Raw genomic sequence first — 19,015 nt, 5'->3', positions numbered from 1 at the left:
GAGTTGCGTGCTGATATCATTCCTCAGGCAAGCTGCTTCGCTTCGAATGCCTCAATCAGTTGCCCCATCGGCTGAGGGCGCCCGAGCAAGAACCCTTGCACGCGCTGGCAGCCTAGCTGGCGCAGTACCTCAAGCTGGTACTCTTCCTCGACTCCTTCTGCCACGACTTCCAATGATAGCGCTTGGGCCATGACCAGCATGGCACGCACAATTTCGTTGCCATGACTGACCACAACATTACCCGCCACGGAATGCACGCGTGCATCCAACACATCGCCTTCATTCACCAAATCATTGATGAAGCTACGGTCTATCTTGAGTTCGCTAAGTGGCATACGCCGCAGACGTGCCAGATTGGAATACCCTGTCCCGAAATCGTCGATTGAAAAGCTCAGCCCAAGCGCGGCCAATTGATCGATTTTTTCCAGCACGTCATCCTCATCCTCCAGGCTTTCCGTCAGTTCGATACGCAGCAAGTCGGGTGAGAAAGCGTGGCGCTTCAACAGACCCGCGACACGCGGCACAAAATCGACGCTACGAAACTGCACTTGACTCACATTCACAGACATCGGAAGAGTGCGCCCCTTGACCGTCATGTCAGCCAATGCCATGCAAACCTGCTCAAGCACCCAATGGCCTAGCTCAACGATCAACCCGGATTCCTCGGCAACAGGAATGAAGATGGCAGGCGAGATATTGCCCAACACCGGATCGTTCCAGCGCAGCAACGCCTCCGCTGCGACCAGATACGGCGCACCAGTAGCAGGCAATATGAACTGAGGCTGCAAATGTACGCTCAACCGCTGATGTGACAGTGCATGGCGCAACGCTTGCTCCATGCGGGTGGCCGCGATTATCTGATGCCGCATTTCAGGACAGAAAAAACATAAACGAGCACGTCCGGCGCTTTTGCTCTCATAGAGTGCGATATCGGCCTCGTGCAGTAGATGCCCCCAGGCATCATCCTCATCGGCTACGACTTCATTCGATACTGGCTGAGCACGAGATGCAGCGTCTGCTTCCGGATATAGACTGATTCCCAACGAACCGGATAGCTGGTGGGTACGTCCATCCAATACAAGCGGCTCACGTAATCGCTGAAGCATATTTTCACCCACCTCCCGAGCCCTCGTCATCCCTTCAAGCATTGAGCCCGGACGTGGCGCCAGTAACACAATGAATTCGTCACCCCCATGACGAGCCAGCATGTCACCCGGCTCTATCATTTGCTCAAGCCGAGAAGCGATCTGGATCAAGGCGCGATCTCCTGCGTCATGTCCAAGCACATCATTGAGGCGTTTGAAGTGGTCAAGATCAAGCAACATCAGAGCGCCAATCTCCCCGCAATCCAATGCTTTATCAGCCAGCATCGCAAGGTGCTGGCGTAGTAAACGTCGATTAGGAAGCCCCGTCAGAGCATCGTGCAATGCTTGGTGAGTCAGTTGCTTATCACGCCGATGTCGCTCGATAGCAAGACTCGCGACATTGACCGCCACCTCTAGCAGGCTCTGATGGTTCGCATCAAGCGCGTCGCCTGACTCACTGTAAAAGGCAAAGCTGCCCATGGAGTTTCCGGCACTATCGAGGATAGGCATCGACAGGCATGCCTCAAGTCCCAAGGCCGCAGGATGATGCCGAAACCCTTCCCACGCGGAGTCAGTGGCCAGTGACGTCGTCAACACCCTTTCCCGCCGCCACATGGACGTGCCGCAGGTACCCACACCTTCCCCGATACGCACACCACGCAACGCACTCATGAAGCTTTCTGGTAATTGGGGCGATACGCCAGAGGCAATGCATTCCCCCGCCTCATCGAGTAGCAGTAGCGAAGAAAGAACCTGCGTGGCTGCGCCCTCAATCGCGATACACAGCTCCATCAGCGTCTGTTCAAGGGGCTGTCCTGCGGCGACAGCTTCCAATAGCGTTAGCTGCGACTGGCTGAGCGCTTGCACCTGATGCGTCTGCGTGACGTCGGTCTGCAACCCCAGATACCCCTGTGGCGTACCGTCTGCCGCCAACAGCGGAATGCAATGCAAGCGCAGGCGCAGAGAGCGACCACTAGCGTGGTAGTGCACCAACTCTTCATCGCTGGCCTCACCGCGACTGCGCTGTTCACGCAGCCGGGCAATGACGAGAGGGTTTGATTCAGGCCCCATCAACATCTCACTGGGCACTCTACCCACCAGCTCAGTAGCGGTATAACCCATCAGCAGCTCAAAGGCAGGATTTACCCATCGAATGCGGCCATCCATACCATAACAACACACCCCATTGGTCGTGTGCTGAACCACCAGTCGCAAGCTCTCCAGCTCCTCTTGTCCGACAGGAGGAGCAATCATGCTGGCGACGCCGGTAGTCAATGTCGAATGACTCAATACTGTCTCCCCCGAAAAGCGACAAGTGCTTCCAATGACTCGCTCTACACTATCGGCGATTGTCGCGAGATCAGGACGCCGTACCTCTTTGCAGCATGGATACCTGACATTGGATGCCTGACACTCGACATCAACTTTTCCTGACGTGATAGTACCGCAACACACTGCGTTGAAAGATGGCAGAGTATGAGGCTGTCAGGCTGCTAGTCCACGCTGAAACTCGGGAGCAGACCGACGTAAAGCCCGTTCCCCGAGCACCTGAAAGGGTCGCCGCTCTACGTCTTTTGCTATCGCAAGCACTCCGGGCATCTTCCAAAATTGTCCTCCCCTACCTGATCATGAGGTCTGTGGCACATGAAAGCCCATCACCTGCTACTGGCTGGCACCTGCTGCCTTCCTCTTCTCAGCGCCTGCCTACCCCACTATCTGACGCATGGCGATAACACGACGACGCCGCATCTTGTGGAACAAGAAGGCAATACAGCCCTGATAACACGGGACAGTACACGGTTGGCGTGGCAAGCATGGCCCTCCGCGACCGACGTTCCTCCTCGCGCCATGCTGCTAGGGCTCCACAGCTATGGGGATTTCCGCCTGGCGTATGCGGCACTAGGGCCCTGGCTTGCGCAACAGGGAATCGTTGGCTATGCCTATGATCAGCGAGGATTTGGTGAATCTGGCGACAAGGGGTTATGGCCTGAAGATGAATTACTGGTCAATGATTTGATCGATGCCATCCAGGTACTGCGTCAGCGCCATCCTGAATTGCCGTTGATACTGGCGGGTGAAAGCATGGGAGGCTCCGTAGTACTGACGACATTAACCGAGCATCCTGAGCTTAATGTACGTGGAGCGATACTCGCAGCACCGGGTGTGCGAGGCGGCATTCAACTGCGCTACCTCTACAATGTTGGCCTATGGCTGGCAGCGCACGTGGTGCCGAGCAAGGCACTCAGCGTGCCGCGTCAATATCCTGAGAATGAGCTGCTGCCCGCCTCCGCAATGCGACTGAGGAGTGACACACGCGTGGTTCATGAAGTACGCCTTGATGCCTACTATGGGCTGATCCGCTTAACGGACAGAGCCAGTGACAGTGTCGGCATGCTGGCAAGGAACGAAACCAGGGACCGCACAGATGGAGATGCACCGAGCGATGTATCTGCATCGATTCTGCCTCCGACCTTACTGCTGCATGGCGGCAGAGACACGACGGTCCCTCGTGTGTCCATTGAGCGCCTGGTCAATGACTGGCCCAAGGATTCACGCCCCACTCTTGAGGTGCACTATCTTCCCGACGCCCCCCATCTGATTCTGCAATGGAGTAATGAGGCCAAGGTGCATGAACTCCTGCATGACTGGCTTGATTCACAACTGCCCGCTGCCTGACGCTGAGAAAAAGCCTACAACCACGGATACAGGAAATCCAGACACGACAACGCCCCGCCTAGAGGTCGGGGCGTTGTCGTGTCAATCACTGCACCTATTCCATGAATCCAGGTGTAACCGTTACGCCAAGGGAGAGCATCGATCAGCAATCGATCACATCACTTGCGTGCAGTCTGCAGTGCCTTGGCCAGTTCACGCGTCAGCGCATGTACATCGCGGGTCCCCTGCTCTGGCGTCTCGGCATTCGCTTGTAGATCAATCAAGGCAGACCCCACCACCACACCGTCAGCGAAACGGCCAATACGCGCAGCTTGCTCAGCGGTACGAATACCAAACCCTACCGCGACCGGAATATCGGTATGCTCACGAATACGTCCGACTTCAGCCTCGACCTTGTCGGCAGTGGGAGCTGCACCGCCAGTAACCCCGTTGCTTGATACGTAATAGAGGAAGCCAGACGTGTTAGCCAGCACACGCGGCAGACGCTCGCTATTGGTCGTCGGCGTCGCGAGACGAATGAAGCTGATACCTGCCTTTGCTGCGGGAAGACAAAGCTCATCATCGTGCTCCGGCGGGAGATCGACCACGATCAAACCGTCCACACCGGCTTCATTCGCCTGCTCGAGGAAACGTGCCACACCGCGACGATAAATCGGGTTGTAGTAGCCCATCAGCACAATCGGCGTGTCCTGATCCTGCTTGCGGAACTCGCTTACCATAGCAAGGGTGCGGTCCATCGTCTGACCAGCCTTCAGCGCTCGTTGGGTAGCATGCTGAATAGCCAGGCCATCCGCCATCGGATCAGTGAAAGGCATACCCAATTCAATGACATCAGCACCAGCTTCTGCCATGCCAAGGAAGGTCGCAAGACTGGCATCATACCCCGGGTCACCAGCCGTGATGTATGTGACTAGCGCCGCACGATTTTCAGCACGTACAGTGGCAAAGCGGCGATCAAGACGGCTATCGGTCGCAGCCTTGTCAGTATTAGTAGCGGAAATGCTCATCGGTAGACTCCGAACTTCCTGGCTCACATGCGCCATTGACGCACGTGAGCATAAAAGGGCAAAAGGCGATAGAAATGCGGCTCAGACAATATCGGGATTCAGGCCTAGCTCATCAGCCAAGTGATGCGTGACGGTGGCCATGTCCTTGTCACCGCGACCACTGAGATTGACGACCATCAGATGATCCTTCGGCAATCTCGGAGCACGCTTGATGACCTCCGCCAGTGCATGAGCAGACTCCAGGGCCGGAATGATGCCTTCCAGACGACATAGCATCTGGAAGGCATCCAATGCCTCCTGATCTGTCGCAGCGACATACTCAGCACGCTTGATGTCATGCAACCAGGCGTGCTCAGGGCCAATACCCGGATAGTCGAGCCCAGCCGAGATGGAATGAGCATCACCGATCTGCCCTTCTTCATCCTGCAGCAGGAAGGTACGGTTACCGTGCAGTACGCCCGGCTTTCCGCCTTTGAGACTGGCAGCATGGCGTGGCGTATCGAGGCCTTCACCAGCGGCTTCCACGCCAATGATCTCGACACTCTCATCATCAAGGAAGGGGTGGAACAGACCCATCGCATTGGAGCCACCACCGATACAGGCGACCAGTGAATCTGGCAGGCGCCCTTCCTTCTCGAGAATCTGGGTGCGCACTTCCTTGCCGATGATGGACTGGAAGTCGCGTACCAGCTGCGGGTACGGATGCGGCCCGGCCACGGTGCCGATGATGTAGAAGGTGTCGTCTACATTGGTGACCCAGTCGCGCAACGCCTCATTCATGGCGTCCTTCAAGGTGCCATCACCCGCCGTCACCGGGACTACCTTGGCACCCAGCAGCTGCATGCGCTGCACGTTGGGCTGCTGGCGGTGAATATCGGTAGAGCCCATGTAGATCACACAGTCCAGACCAAAGCGCGCTGCAACGGTCGCAGTCGCTACGCCATGCATGCCGGCACCCGTTTCAGCGATGATGCGCTGCTTGCCCATGCGACGCGCCAGCAGTACCTGCCCGAGTGCATTGTTGATCTTGTGAGCGCCGGTATGCATCAGATCTTCTCGCTTGAGATAGACCTTGGCGCCGCCCAGCTTTTCGGTCAGGCGTTCAGCAAAATACAGTGGGCTCTGGCGGCCAACGTAATCAGCGGATAAACCTGACAGCTCCTTGGCAAAGGCTGGATCCTGCTGAGCAGCTTCATATTCACGCTGCAGGTGCAAAATCAACGGCATCAGAGTTTCGGCAACAAAGCGCCCACCGAAGTCACCGAAGAAGCCCTTGGCATCGGGGCCTTGGCGAAGGCTGGCTGTGGCAGTCGACTGGCTCATGTTGAACTCCTCGAAATCGTGTCGGTGGTTGGCCTCTAACGTCTAGCTCCAAAATACAGAGCGATTTATCAACGAGGCCGACGGTATGCTGATCATCCTAGCGCCCCAAGCTCAGGAAGAAAAACGATATATCCGCTCACATCTGTGAGTTATTCTCACATATAAAAGTCATGACTACGGAATACCATCCTGTAGCGATTGAACCGAACGGCCTCTGCCTGACCTCTGATGCTCGCCCAAGCCAGCCCATCGCAAGGAGACAACAGATGGCGCACACCACTCCCCCCCTCTCAGATGGCACACCATTAGCCACTTCTTCCTCCCGTGAGGCCAATCTACCCGCACTGCCGTCACTCAATGCATTACGCGCCTTTGATGCCGCCGCCCGCTTTGAAAGTGCTTCCCGCGCTGCCGAAGCACTGCATGTCACCCATGGCGCGGTCAGTCGTCAGGTTCGCCAGCTGGAAGAGACACTCGGTACGCGGTTATTCGAGCGAGCAGGCCGTGGTTTGCATCTGACCCAGGCAGGACATGAACTGGCAACGGCAACTCGTCATCACCTGGGCGGGTTGGCACGGGTCTGTTCAGAACTGACACGTCGCGATGCGCGCGCACCCTTTGTCCTCAGTTGCCCCGGATCATTTCTCGCGCGCTGGTGTATTCCACGACTCGGCGCACTCAAGCAGGCGCTGCCTGAACTGGAATTGCATCTCACTGCCAGCGATGAAGCCGACACCCTACGACCGGGTATCGATGGGGTACTGCGCTTTCAGATGCCTCCTTTCCAGGAGTCAGAGCATCAAGAGACACGAGTGCTAGGCACAGAGCGCATCGGTCCTGTACTACGGCCTGATACCACATGGCTTTCCAATGATGCGCAGCCTCCTTCGTCCGCGATACTGCTAGACCTGCCGTTGCTACATACCCATTCACGTTCTCAAGCATGGCCAGACTGGTGCGCTCGGCAATCCCTGCCTAGTGACCAATTGCACTATGCGCAAGGGTTTGAGCATCTCAACTATCTGCTGGAAGCGACACTGGCTGGACTTGGGGTGGGCATCGCACCGGACTATCTCGTGGAGGAAGACTTGCGTAGCAAACGCCTGATAGCGCCATGGGGGTTTGTCGAGACACAAGCATGTCTAACCCTGACACTGCCCGAAGCAGGTCGTTCTCGTGGCCGTCATCCGTATGCCGATGCGTTGGCAGAATGGCTGGCACAAGCGCTGGCAGCGACTCCACAGGCTGGCCAGTAGACCCACGGTAGCCTTTCCGCCAGAAGGGCTACCGAAGACGCCACGCGGCAGAAGAGAGCGGTAAGGAAACTCAACTGACACACATAAAAAAGGCCAGTCACAAGGACTGGCCTGACCGGCCATCATATCCAGAGGATATTGCCAGAAAGATCGTTAAATCCGCTCAAGGAACCATCGCAACCTGCCAAGCAGGTCGGAAGCGAGGGTGGGCGAACAACTCTGCGCATTGAACGACGCAGCCACCCTCGGCAGGAGTTGTCGAGGAGCCGTACTCTGCTCGACTCGACAACTCCGTAACAGACTGCTGCTCATCACTCGATGAAATTGGCAGCCCATCCCGCTTCAACTGTCAGCATCATATCTTTTAGCGCGCGAACAAAAAAGCACATTAATAGCAACAGTCCCATGCTACTACGGCAACGAGCCAACGTTGCTTCAATGGCACCCCGGTGCTGCGGCACCATTTTCGCCTGGCCCAGCACTTATACGGTGACTTTGCGGGTTATTGCCTCCCAGGAGCAAGCGCTGAATATCTGCCGCCGCCATCGGCTTATAAAAGTAATAGCCCTGAATGAGATCACACCGCATCTCACGCAATAGCTCTAGCTGCTGAATGTTCTCTACTCCCTCAGCTACCACTTCCAGCCCCAGTCGATGGCCCAGGAAGATGGTCGCCTCCATGATCGCGCGATCCTTCGGTTCGTGAGCGCACTCCGTCACGAATGAGCGATCAATCTTGAGTGCCGTGACCGGCAGCATCTTGAGATAGCTCATCGAGGAGTACCCTGTCCCGAAGTCATCAATCGCGATCTTGTAACCACGATCATGCAGGGCGCGCAAACTATCACGCACCTTGACGTCTGCTTCGAGCAAGACGTTCTCGGTCAGCTCTATCCCGATATCGCGTGGCGTTAAGCCGTATTCCGCGACACAGTCCTCGAGACGCTGGAAAACGTCAGAGCTGGTCGCCTGTCGTCCCGAAATATTGATGTCGATCCGGTAGCCTTTAAGCCCCAATGCATGCCATTCCGCCTGCTGATGGCACGCCTGACGAATAACCCAGTCTCCCAGACGCTCAATGAGATTGGTACGCTCTGCCACCTTGATAAAGTCCGAGGGCGGGATATAGCCTTCCGGCGCATGCCAACGCATCAGTGCCTCGAAGGACTCGATCCGCTCGCTGCGTGCGGCGACCTGAGGCTGATAGTGCAAAGAGAGTTCTCCGCCGCCATCCTGATTCAACAACGCCTGAAGCCGCCCAGCCAGATGGTGCTGATGCAGCATCTCATTGCGGACTTCCTGATTGAAGAATTGATAGCCGTCACGTCCCGCCTGCTTGGCGCGGTGTTTCGCGACATCAGCATTGCGTAGCAACTCTCCCGCGTCACTGCCATTTTCGGGATACAGGCTGATGCCAATGCTCAAACGCAACAAGAGCTCGCACCCATCAATGGTGAAGGGGTGCTGGAAGTCTTCGCGAATACGCTCGACCACAGCCAATGCATCACTTTCGTAATCCAGGCGAGGCATCGCCAGTACAAACTCATCCCCCCCAAAGCGCGACAGAAGATCCTGACCACGCTGAAAGCCTTGCAAGCGTGACGCGACACTGCGAATCACCCGGTCACCCATCTCGTATCCCAGGGTGTCGTTGATTTCGGTAAAATGGTCGATATCGAGAAATAGCACCATCAGCGTATCGCCGTGGCGATGACAATCGCTCAGTACCTGCTCAAGCTCACTCTCAAAGGTTTGACGATTGGGTAGCTCGGTCAACGGGTCAAAGCGCGTCATGTAATCCAGCTCACGCTGAACCTTGCGCTCCCCCGTCAAATCAATATCGATACAGAACATCAACGGGTTGTCGGTGCGCTCCCCCAGCATGACATGGTGAGAAAACACAGGCACAGGAGCCCCTGACTTGTGCTTTAGCTCAAGTTCACTTGAAGGGATCTCGACGCCCTTGCTCATCCATGCATGATGCGCATCCACTACGACGTCTGCCATCGTTTCCGGAATCAGCAAAGATTCCAGACATCGTCCACGAGCTTCCTGCTCGCTGAAACCGTATAGCCGCTCACTCGCCTCGTTCCAGTAAATGACGCGGCGCTGGCTGTCGTACCCCTGGACAGCAACGCGCGGCAGACTTTCCAACAACTCTCGAAACCGCTGATCGCTGACGGGAAGACCCTTGCTGGTCGAGGGGCCAACCATACTCGTCTGCATGACCGCCTCCTGCGTGTGCTGATGATGTGACACCTGACGCTTGCGAGTTAGCATGATGCCCGCTGTTGCGCCAAGAATCACCATCAGCATCGCTGTTATCCAGCGCCCGATCATGCCCTCCCCTGCCACCAGCACTGCCATTAGTGACATAACCGCGACAATAATAACGGAACTAGAGCGCAATATTCCGGCGGCACTACCAGCCTGACGGAACCCTTTTGCCATGATAAAGGACACCTCCACTACCCACTTGACCCTACACACCGAACACCGGCTGGGGGCACATCATCTGCTTACTCTGCACTCGTGCGGCTACGCTCCCGCTGCCTTGATCAAGTCTATGTGTCTTCCACGCGTAAACCCAGCGTCTGATGCCCCTCCAGTCTCCGTGCACTCAACGCTTGCTCATGGCGAGTTTACAGACACACAGTAACTTGACCTTAGTGACAGGCTGAAGAATAGCGCTAATGGCTTACATAATACCAGTCGATCAGATTATTCATGCCGTAGCGACAGACCAGCACCTATATTGATGATACTTACGCAACATTAGTGCCTTCCTGCCAAGGTATGGGTTTGACTATGTCGCGCGCATCTTTCCATTCTCCTCGACGTTGCTAATGCAACGCCTTCAATCAAGCGCATAAGCGCAGATAACGTCGAGGAATTTTACATGAACATCGCAAATCGTGGCGTACGTCAGCTGGCCGACTCTTCCCGCAAACTGACTCTGGAGCAGAGCAGCCTAGCGGAACACTATCCGACACAATCCGCGGATAGCACAACACTGCCTCTGACATCTCAGTACTGGCCAAAAGCAGTCCATGTGGAGCTGGAACATCAACACTGGAGCAAGTCTTCCATCTCGGCGCATATTGATCTGAACGCCTGGCAGGGCTTCCTGAAAGATCTTCCGCGCGACCCTTATGTCAACACCCGCTGGAAGCGCATGTCCTGGCTGCACCTCAACGACCAGCATGAGGTAGAGACTCTCGGAGAATGCCCGATGGCCCAAGGTGGGCGGTTCAACGACGCTGCAAGCATGGCCGATCGCCTGAGATATTATGCACCGCTGGAAGAGTCGTTCACCGAACGTGACGATGTCCGCGCCTTTGTGAAGGCCTGGACTGACATGTGGGGCATTGGTCCGCGTGAACCGATCTTGATGCAAATTACGGGAGTACGTGGAGATGGCACCATCGATCCGCTTCAAGGACAGGGCATTCATGCCGATGGCTGCAAATATCTAAGCATACTGGTGCTCAATCGGGAGAATGTCAGCGGCGCCATCAACACGCTTTATCAAGACAAGGCAGGAAGTGAATTGCTATCCACAACGGAGCTGACACCGGGAGAGATCCTTCATATCCACGATGATCAGTTGTTCCACAGCGTTAGTTCAATTTCGCAGGAGAATGCTGGCCAGCACTTTGAGCGCTTCATCATCATCATCAACTGTGCATTCATTGATGAGTTCCAGAACCGTATGCTACGTCGTCATTTCCCGGGCGCCGTGTTGAATGAACAAGGGTAATCCCGCCATGAGCTAGTGGCGGTCAGCCAGCACCCTGCATTCATCATCGCAACAAGATGGTTCGGTAGACTCCGGATAACCATCACCTGAAGTCTTACACTAATGGCATGATAGATTGCTGAAGCGTGCAAGAAAAAACCAGTCGGGCAACCGGCTGGTTTTTTCATTGGAAAGCTACCACGCTTGATACCTCCCACACTTGGGGGGATACGTTGATGAATATTTCGAGCGATGCTGTCTTCCGAACGCCATACCATATCGCGATACGTATGCATCCCAGCTCGGCGCAAAGCCCAAGTCGAAGATTCACTCACCGCGTTCCGATGCTTCATTGCAGCGTTGCTTATCCACTCCAGTGAGACGAATGTCCAACATCTCGAGGCTGGCCTGCTGATTGCGCGACCTGGCTGATGAAAAAAATGACGATGATTCCCCGTGCTACCATCCAGGCAAGTGTGATCTACGCGGCGCTGACTTCGTGACGGACTGCGATATCTTTCACCGCCTCACCCTGCATCACATTGCCTACTGCCAAGGCATGGATTCCATCACCGCCCCCCTTGGCCAGCGCAGTATCCCGCCAGCTTTCGACTCTCCGGGAAAGCAATGTACCTCAACCTGATTGATCACGATGTGCTCGCCACCAGGCAAGTCCAATACTTCATCAACATGAGCAACCGTAAAAAGGCGTATCTCCTCATGCGGCACATCATTCCCACGGGTAGCACACCTTACCGCCGCTTCATTTGCGTAGAACCGTGTCAAATCAATGTGGCGATAACGTAGTGATAGCACAGTGATGGAGAGCTGGTCACTGCATCCATAGCAGCCTGGCTTTCACAATGGAAGGTATCGAGGTCCATCACTGGGAGCACTGTATTCATCGTCATATCACCTCCTTTGCACCTTTTTCTGCACAGATCGTAGCAGTGCCCATAAAAAAGGGAGCGGAGTCTGGTGGCTATAGTAAAGGGAGCCAACAAGCGCAATCAGCGACAACATGCTGTTGCTGCACTGGCACCCGAGAGAGGATACTCGATGGCCGACAACCAAGCTGATATCCAGCCCGCCCTCCTCTCATCAGGACGTCATCATGACCTTTGAAACCGGGCTAACCTTCTTCATTGCCATCTTCATCTTTGGCATCACTCCAGGCCCCGGCATTCTTGCATTACTGGCGCGCGGCATTAGCCAGGGCGGTAATGCCTGTGTCCCCATGGCGGTAGGCATGAGCCTCAGTGATGTCTGCTACATGCTGGCCGCCGTCTTCGGACTTTCAGCACTGGCGACCCACTGGGGTGAACTCTTCACTGTCATTCGTATTCTGGGGGCAGCCTACCTGTGCTATCTGGGCTACACGCTATGGACCAGCCCGCCGGTACTCGATGAGACTCAGGTGCCGAGCGTGCGCGGTGACTGGTGGCGAGGCTTCATTCAGGGCTTTCTGATCTCAGCCTCTAACCCCAAGGTCATTTTATTCTATATAGCCTTCTTGCCGACCTTCATGGACATCACGCAGCTCAACGGCAGTGATATCGTGATTGCCGCTGCCCTCAATCTGAGTGCCTTGTTGGTAGGCGTGCTGCCTATCGGCTATATAGCGAGGCGTATTCGTCGCTACCTACGCTCTCCACAAGCAGTGCGCCGCCTCAATCGCGGGGCAGGCTCTTTGATGATCGGGGCAGGTAGCTATCTGGCATTGCGCGGCTGATCCAGTCACCGCCACCAATGCACTGACATCGCCAAACACAAACGCCCCTGCCAGCTTGGCAGGGGCGTTTGTGTTTTCAAGGGGCAGAAATACTCACCAGTATGACCGCATCTTGTGCCAGACGCTTACTGACGAATCCCTTCAAATACCATATACATGTCGACGGTGGCCGCCGTCGGGCCTAGCTTGGACGTATCAATGCCATAGTCGGCAAGCTTCAATGTCGTGGTGCCCTCGAAGCCTTGACGATAGCCGCCCCAGGGATCTTCACCGCCACCGATGTGATCTACGTCGATGGTGACCGGTTGAGTTTTGCCGTGTAACGTCAGATCACCCGTCAGCTTACCTGCACCATCGCCAGTCGTCTCAAAGCCAGTCGAGGAGAAGGTCGCGGTCGGATACTGAGAGACATCCAGGAAGTCAGCAGATTTTAGGTGCTTGTCACGCTCGGCATGCGCGCTGTCCAGACTATCGACATCAACTTCCACATTGACACTGGAGGCTTCCGGCTTGCCTTCGTCGTAGTTGAAGTGACCGCTGAAATCCTTGAACTCACCCAGGATGTAAGAATAGCCCAGATGACTGACCTTGAACTGAATGAAAGCATGCTGCCCTTCGGTATCCAGCGCGTACTCCGAGGCCTGAGCCTGCCCAGCTACCAGCGGCAGGGAAGCTGCCATGACACCTGCAATGAGTGACTGGCCGAGGAAGGATGTCTTGTTCATGTTGATGCTCCTTGAGTGGATTCGTCACATCTGGCGCCCAATGATATTGACGCCCTCTTTCATCATCGCAACGGCCGAATCATACGCCGCAACGTATCCTGTCCATCCAGCAGATGGTGCTTGAAGGCTGCAGCGGCATGTCCCAGCGACAAAATGACCAAGCCACAGGAGGCGTACCAATGGACATCACCGGCGAGCGTTGCCTGGTCTTTGAGTCCGGTGACAAGAGCTGGTACCTCAAAGAGGTCAAACACGCTAATCCCGCGGCCATCCGCCGTGGAAATCAGATAGCCGGACGCCATAACCACCAGTAACAATACATAGAGCAATACGTGACCCACGAAGGCAGCGCGCTGCTCAGTACGATTACCATGTGCCTGTGGCGTTATCTGCAGGTGCCGCCAGACCAACCGCAATACCGTTAATGCAAACAAGCTGATACCCACAGACTTGTGCCACCAGGGGCCGAGTTTGTACCAGGTATCGTAATAGCCCAAGGATGTCATCCACCAGCCGAGAGCAAACAGCCCGAAGATGGCCAGCGCCGACAGCCAGTGCATTGCGATGACCGGCCAGCCCCAGCCACGTCGAGAATTACGCCACATTCAAGCTCCCGCCTCTTGCTATCTACGCCTGTCGGTAGTGCCACGGAGATCTTCGTCGATCTGCCACGGCGTCATCATGATTTCATTACGCGAGAGCTTAACCAGTGGCGAGCGTGACGCCAAGACCTCGAGGGGCTAACCGTTACCCTTTGCTAAAGACACAAACGCCCGACTTGACCAAGCGTTCGTGTATCAAAGAACAGTCGCCTCTTCGGATGAATCGCCTCGTTGCATGACACAAGCCACCATCAATTCATCGAGACACTGGCCGCCAGCTACGTTAACCGCTGAGCTCTATCTCTGAGCGGCTTTTCGCTTCAGCCCGCCAGACGGTCGAGGCCACGTGCCAAGTCACGTTTGATGTCGTCGAGATCTTCCAGACCAACGGCAATCCGGATCATTCCTTCTACAATACCCGCCGCCGCTTTCTGTTCGTCACTAAGGCGTCCGTGGGTCGTGGTGGCCGGATGCGTGATGGTGGTTTTCACATCTCCCAGATTACCGGTAATTGACAGAATCCGCGTGGCATCGACTACTGACCAGGCACCCTCACGGCCACCCTTGATGACCACACCCAATACGGCCCCAAATGCCTTCTGCTGCACCTTGGCCAATTCATGCTGTGGATGGCTCTCAAGGCCAGAGTAGTGCACGCGCTCCACCGCGGGATGCGCTTCCAGCCAGTGCGCCAGCTCAAGTGCACGTGCGCAATGTGCCTGCATGCGGATGTTGAGTGTCTCCAGCCCCTTGAGGAACACCCAGGCATTGAAGGGGCTAAGGCACGGACCGCACGTCCGCACCACACCAAACACCTCTTCCATCAGCGCGTGACTCCCCACGACGGCGCCGCCCAACGTACGTCCCTGCCCATCCAGATACTTGGTCGCGGAGTGAATGACGATATCGGCCCCCAGTGTCAGCGGACGCTGGAGTGCCGGCGTGCAGAAGCAATTATCGATGGCCAACCAGGCATTGTGCTCATGTGCTATCTCGGCCAATGCCGCAATATCACCAATCTCGGATAGCGGATTGGACGGCGTCTCGGCAAACAGCAGTTTGGTGGCCGGTGTAATCGCCGCGCGCCAGGCATCGAGATCACCCAGCTCGACAAAGTGTGTGGTGATGCCCAGCTTGCCGAAATACTTGGTGAACAGACTGACACTGGACCCGAAGATGGAGCGTGACGCGACAATCTCATCTCCGGACTCCAGCAACGCCAGCACCGTGGACATGATAGCGGCCATGCCAGAGCTGGTTGCGACGCAACGTTCACCGCCTTCCATCGCGGCGAGACGCTCTTCGAAGAAGCGCACTGTCGGGTTAGTGAAGCGTGAGTAGATATTACCTGCCTCGTCACCACCGAACTTGGCCGCTGCTTCGGCAGCACTGCCATAAACGAAACTGGACGTCGTATAGATAGGCTCACCGTGTTCCTGCTCGGCGCCACGCAGGTGGCCAGCGCGGATGGCAAGTGTCTCGAGACCCAGCTCATCGCGGGAGAGATCGGCGCGGGAAAGATTGTCTTCGTGCATGGTGTCCAGTACCTATTCTGTAAGATTCTGCCGGCGACACAGGTGCTGTCGTTTTCACGCACTGCCGTGCCAGCCCCTCTCAGGGGGGAGAGACATCAATATTACCGGTTTTGAACGCACAACGGGCCCCGGATTTCTCCGGAGCCCGTTGCAGGTCACTGATCGCGGCGTTGCCTAACGACAAGCCTGGACGTCAGTCGAGATCTTCCGAATCGTTGTGCAGATCCACTACCGCGTGAGTCTCACCAGCGTGCTTGGCGCCATCATTACGCGAGGCGCGCAGATCGCTCAGATACGCCTCATCAATATCGCCAGTCACGTAGATGCCATCAAACACGGAGCAATCGAACTCGTCGAGCACCGGATTGACTTCACGGCAGGCATCCTTGAGGTCTTCGAGGTCCTGATAGAACAGACGATCAGCACCGATGAGATCGGCGATTTCCTTTTCGGTACGATCGTGTGCGATCAACTCTTCCGCCGCAGGCATGTCGATGCCGTAGACATTCGGATAACGAACCGCAGGGGCAGCCGAGGCAAAGTAGACATTCTTGGCACCCGCTTCACGCGCCATCTGGATAATCTCGTTGCAGGTGGTACCGCGCACGATGGAATCATCCACCAGCAGCACGTTCTTGCCCGCGAACTCAATATCGATAGCATTGAGCTTCTGGCGCACTGACTTCTTGCGCAACGTCTGACCTGGCATGATGAAGGTACGCCCGATATAGCGATTCTTCATGAAGCCTTCGCGATACGTCACCCCCAGATGCTGCGCCAGCTCGAGTGCCGACGTACGTGAGGTATCCGGAATCGGGATGACGACGTCGATGTCCTGTTCCGGCCATTCACGCACGATCTTGTCAGCCAGCTTCTCGCCCATGCGCATCCGGGTGCCATAGACATAGGCACCGTCAAGCAGGGAGTCCGGGCGTGCCAGATAGACGTGCTCGAAGATACAAGGCTTGAGCACGGCATCATCAGCGCACTGCAGCGTGTGTAGCTGACGCTCCATATCGATGAAGACGGCCTCACCCGGTGCAATGTCGCGAATGAGCTCGAAACCTGCCACATCCAAGGCCACGGATTCAGAGGCGATCATATACTCGACGCCCTCAGGCGCTTCACGCTTGCCGAAACACGCCGGACGAATACCGTGCGGGTCACGGAAGGCGACGAGGCCCGTGCCGTTGATGATCGAGACTGCCGCATAGCCGCCTTTACAACGGCGATGCACACGACGCACGGCATCAAAGACATCACCAGCCCCGAGACGCATGCCCTGCTTGCCCAGCTCGTGGGCAAAGACATTGAGCAGCACTTCGGAATCAGAGCTGGTATTGATGTGACGCAAATCAGAGGAGAACAGCTCCTGCTTGAGCTGATCAGAGTTGGTCAGGTTACCGTTGTGCGCCAACGTGATGCCATAAGGCGAATTGACGTAGAACGGCTGTGATTCCGCCTCACTGGACGAGCCGGCGGTCGGATAGCGAACATGGCCAATACCCATGTTGCCCTTGAGACGCTGCATATGACGGGTGCGGAAAACGTCACGCACCAGACCATTGCTCTTGCGCAGCAGGAAGCGCCCTTCGTGCCAGGTCATCATCCCCGCGGCATCTTGCCCACGGTGCTGCAATACGGTCAGCGCGTCATACAGCGCCTGATTTACCGAGGCGTTGGCCATCAAACCTACAATCCCGCACATCCCGTCATTACCTCACTGATACACTTGGATAGGGAAGCGCACGCTGGCAAGGGCCGGCGCCCGTCCACATGACAATATGGGTGCTCACACGTCGCAATTGTCAGGCCTGCCCACGGAGCAGGCAACACCTGACCAATAAGTCAGGAGTGAAGCACCGTTAAACGGCGACGCCGGGCAAGAAGCCCGGCGTCCAATATCGCTATGGTGATGTCGTCGCACTCGCCTCGCGTTGAGACTCCTGCGCGCGCGGCTGACGCGTAAACGTCTGTACCGCCTGCTGTCCGAGACGCTCTGTCAGCGCACTGCCCTCGCGACGCGCACTCTCAAGCAGGCTGCCGGCTTGCTGTGCCAGCGATGGACTATCGGCGCTCTTGCCAGTCGAGCTCTCGTTGGTGGCGCGCGATACCTGCTGCGGCTGCTGGGCTGGCCCCCACTCACCACCGGTATCCCATTCGCGATAGCGCGCCAGTGACCAGTCACGTAGCTGCTCGAGCGTGGGCCGAAGCTGCGTAGCCTGCCAGTCAGCACTGTCGCGCAACGGTGTCAGCCCGACGACTGCCGTGATCAACACCAGGATAACACCCGCGCGCAGAGCACCGAATACGCCGCCCAGCAAACGATTGAAGCCGCCCATGCCTACCGCCTGCACTAGCCGTTCCAACAGCCGCAGCATCAACCCCCAGAGCAGCACCGTACCAATCACGACCAGCACAAAGCCGACAGCGGTACGAATGCCGGGTGAAAGAATCACCTCCTCGAGCAGCCCACCCACTTCAGCTCCGAACTGACGTGCGGCGACAAGGGCTACCAGCCAACCGGCTAACCCCAGCGCCTCGCTGAGCAGGCCACGCATCAGACCCAGCAGAATTGAAATGCCGATGAGCCCAAGACACAGCCAATCGATCCAGACCAGATCGTTCACTCACCCTCCTTCCGACGCACCAGCAAGCCCTTGATATTGACCTGCTCCTGCAGGCGGGAGCGCGCTGACTCACCAATCTCGGAAGAAGTGTAAGGACCGACGAATACGACTGTCAGCTTGCTGCCACGCGCAACGCGATAAGCCGCGAAGCCCTTGCCCTGCAACTCCTGCTGAAGGCGCTCGGCATTGCTCGACTCACCGAAGCTACCGACCTGCACTGCCCAACCGCCCGCTGAGGAAGAAGGTGCGCTTGCCGGCGCCACCGCTTTCGGCTTAGGCGTCGGAGTCGCTTTCGGCGCTGACTTCGGTTCTGGTTTCGACTCAGGCTTGGCGACCGGTTTTGACTCAGCCCTGGCCGCAAGTTGCGGCGCTGACAGCTGATTCGCCTCAGCCACACGGCTCTCACCACTGTCAGAAACATTGGATGACGTGTTATCCCGCACCTTGCCATTACTGTCGACAAAGGTGATCGGCACATCCGTCCCAATCTTCAGCTCGCTGGGCGGCTGAGGCGCATCGACGGTCGAACGATCGATATCCACTGGCTTGCCCAATGTCATGACCGGGCCAGGACGCTCATCACGGGCCGGTGGCTCATCAAACAACATGGGAATGAAGATAACGCCCAATGCCACCAGGATGACCGCACCGCTGATCCGCTCTCGCTTGCCATATTTCATCGTGTCATCTCCCTTGCACCCGGAT

15 protein-coding genes are annotated in these 19,015 nt (G+C 56.5%); 4 read left to right on the top strand and 11 right to left on the bottom strand.

Annotation, left to right across the window (positions count from 1 at the left end; translation table 11 throughout):
- Nucleotides 1-23 precede the first annotated feature (23 nt).
- Complete coding sequence (locus GQR90_RS05125) at nucleotides 24-2,375, bottom strand: sensor domain-containing protein (protein WP_158773177.1); 2,352 nt, start codon at nucleotides 2,373-2,375, stop codon at nucleotides 24-26.
- Nucleotides 2,376-2,729: 354 nt separating this feature from the next.
- On the opposite strand from GQR90_RS05125, the gene GQR90_RS05120 reads away from it, so the two are divergent.
- Nucleotides 2,730-3,761, top strand: a complete 1,032-nt coding sequence (locus tag GQR90_RS05120) for an alpha/beta fold hydrolase (protein ID WP_158773176.1) — start codon at nucleotides 2,730-2,732, stop codon at nucleotides 3,759-3,761.
- A 158-nt stretch (nucleotides 3,762-3,919) separates the two neighbouring features.
- Here GQR90_RS05120 and trpA read toward each other — a convergent pair whose 3' ends face one another.
- Both trpA and trpB read right to left on the bottom strand, forming a co-directional pair.
- Complete coding sequence (gene trpA, locus GQR90_RS05115) at nucleotides 3,920-4,768, bottom strand: tryptophan synthase subunit alpha (RefSeq protein WP_158773175.1); 849 nt, start codon at nucleotides 4,766-4,768, stop codon at nucleotides 3,920-3,922.
- Nucleotides 4,769-4,849: 81 nt separating this feature from the next.
- On the bottom strand, nucleotides 4,850-6,091 hold the full coding sequence (gene trpB / locus GQR90_RS05110) for a tryptophan synthase subunit beta (RefSeq protein ID WP_158773174.1): 1,242 nt from the start codon (nucleotides 6,089-6,091) through the stop codon (nucleotides 4,850-4,852).
- Between the two features lie 266 nt (nucleotides 6,092-6,357).
- Here trpB and GQR90_RS05105 point away from each other — a divergent pair, with 266 nt between their 5' ends.
- The gene (locus tag GQR90_RS05105) at nucleotides 6,358-7,347 is read left to right on the top strand and encodes a LysR family transcriptional regulator (protein ID WP_158773173.1); all 990 of its coding nucleotides are present in this window, start codon (nucleotides 6,358-6,360) and stop codon (nucleotides 7,345-7,347) included.
- Between the two features lie 435 nt (nucleotides 7,348-7,782).
- Here GQR90_RS05105 and GQR90_RS05100 read toward each other — a convergent pair whose 3' ends face one another.
- Complete coding sequence (locus GQR90_RS05100; RefSeq protein ID WP_233266438.1) at nucleotides 7,783-9,798, bottom strand: putative bifunctional diguanylate cyclase/phosphodiesterase; 2,016 nt, start codon at nucleotides 9,796-9,798, stop codon at nucleotides 7,783-7,785.
- A 448-nt stretch (nucleotides 9,799-10,246) separates the two neighbouring features.
- Here GQR90_RS05100 and GQR90_RS05095 point away from each other — a divergent pair, with 448 nt between their 5' ends.
- Nucleotides 10,247-11,107, top strand: a complete 861-nt coding sequence (locus GQR90_RS05095; RefSeq protein ID WP_158773172.1) for a 2OG-Fe dioxygenase family protein — start codon at nucleotides 10,247-10,249, stop codon at nucleotides 11,105-11,107.
- A 761-nt stretch (nucleotides 11,108-11,868) separates the two neighbouring features.
- On the opposite strand, the gene GQR90_RS17735 is transcribed toward GQR90_RS05095, so the two are convergent.
- Nucleotides 11,869-11,997 (bottom strand): hypothetical protein, encoded by a 129-nt coding sequence (locus GQR90_RS17735; protein ID WP_267902044.1) that lies wholly within the window; start codon nucleotides 11,995-11,997, stop codon nucleotides 11,869-11,871.
- A gap of 203 nt (nucleotides 11,998-12,200) precedes the next feature.
- On the opposite strand from GQR90_RS17735, the gene GQR90_RS05090 reads away from it, so the two are divergent.
- Complete coding sequence (locus GQR90_RS05090) at nucleotides 12,201-12,818, top strand: LysE family translocator (RefSeq protein WP_158773171.1); 618 nt, start codon at nucleotides 12,201-12,203, stop codon at nucleotides 12,816-12,818.
- Between the two features lie 125 nt (nucleotides 12,819-12,943).
- Here the strand turns inward: GQR90_RS05090 and GQR90_RS05085 are convergent, their stop codons facing one another.
- The 6 genes from GQR90_RS05085 to GQR90_RS05060 all read right to left on the bottom strand — a co-directional run bounded on the left by GQR90_RS05085 (nucleotide 12,944) and on the right by GQR90_RS05060 (nucleotide 18,990).
- On the bottom strand, nucleotides 12,944-13,543 hold the full coding sequence (locus GQR90_RS05085; protein WP_158773170.1) for a YceI family protein: 600 nt from the start codon (nucleotides 13,541-13,543) through the stop codon (nucleotides 12,944-12,946).
- 62 nt (nucleotides 13,544-13,605) lie between these two features.
- Nucleotides 13,606-14,148 carry a cytochrome b gene (locus tag GQR90_RS05080; RefSeq protein ID WP_158773169.1) on the bottom strand — a complete coding sequence of 181 codons (543 nt, stop codon included), beginning with the start codon at nucleotides 14,146-14,148 and terminating at the stop codon, nucleotides 13,606-13,608.
- A 317-nt stretch (nucleotides 14,149-14,465) separates the two neighbouring features.
- A complete protein-coding gene (locus tag GQR90_RS05075) occupies nucleotides 14,466-15,680 on the bottom strand; it encodes an O-succinylhomoserine sulfhydrylase (protein WP_158773168.1) in 1,215 nt (404 codons plus the stop codon).
- A gap of 193 nt (nucleotides 15,681-15,873) precedes the next feature.
- Nucleotides 15,874-17,388: an amidophosphoribosyltransferase gene (gene purF, locus GQR90_RS05070; RefSeq protein WP_158773167.1), complete on the bottom strand. Its 1,515-nt coding sequence runs from the start codon at nucleotides 17,386-17,388 to the stop codon at nucleotides 15,874-15,876.
- A 199-nt stretch (nucleotides 17,389-17,587) separates the two neighbouring features.
- Nucleotides 17,588-18,310: a CvpA family protein gene (locus GQR90_RS05065; protein WP_158773166.1), complete on the bottom strand. Its 723-nt coding sequence runs from the start codon at nucleotides 18,308-18,310 to the stop codon at nucleotides 17,588-17,590.
- On the bottom strand, nucleotides 18,307-18,990 hold the full coding sequence (locus tag GQR90_RS05060) for an SPOR domain-containing protein (RefSeq protein ID WP_158773165.1): 684 nt from the start codon (nucleotides 18,988-18,990) through the stop codon (nucleotides 18,307-18,309). Before GQR90_RS05060 ends, GQR90_RS05065 begins: the two co-directional genes overlap by 4 nt.
- Nucleotides 18,991-19,015: the final 25 nt, after the last annotated feature.

Source organism: Cobetia sp. L2A1 (assembly GCF_009796845.1).
In the GTDB taxonomy this organism is placed as follows: domain Bacteria; phylum Pseudomonadota; class Gammaproteobacteria; order Pseudomonadales; family Halomonadaceae; genus Cobetia.
The sequence above is the reverse complement of the archived record's forward strand: the minus strand, read 5'-3'. Positions and strand labels throughout refer to the sequence as shown.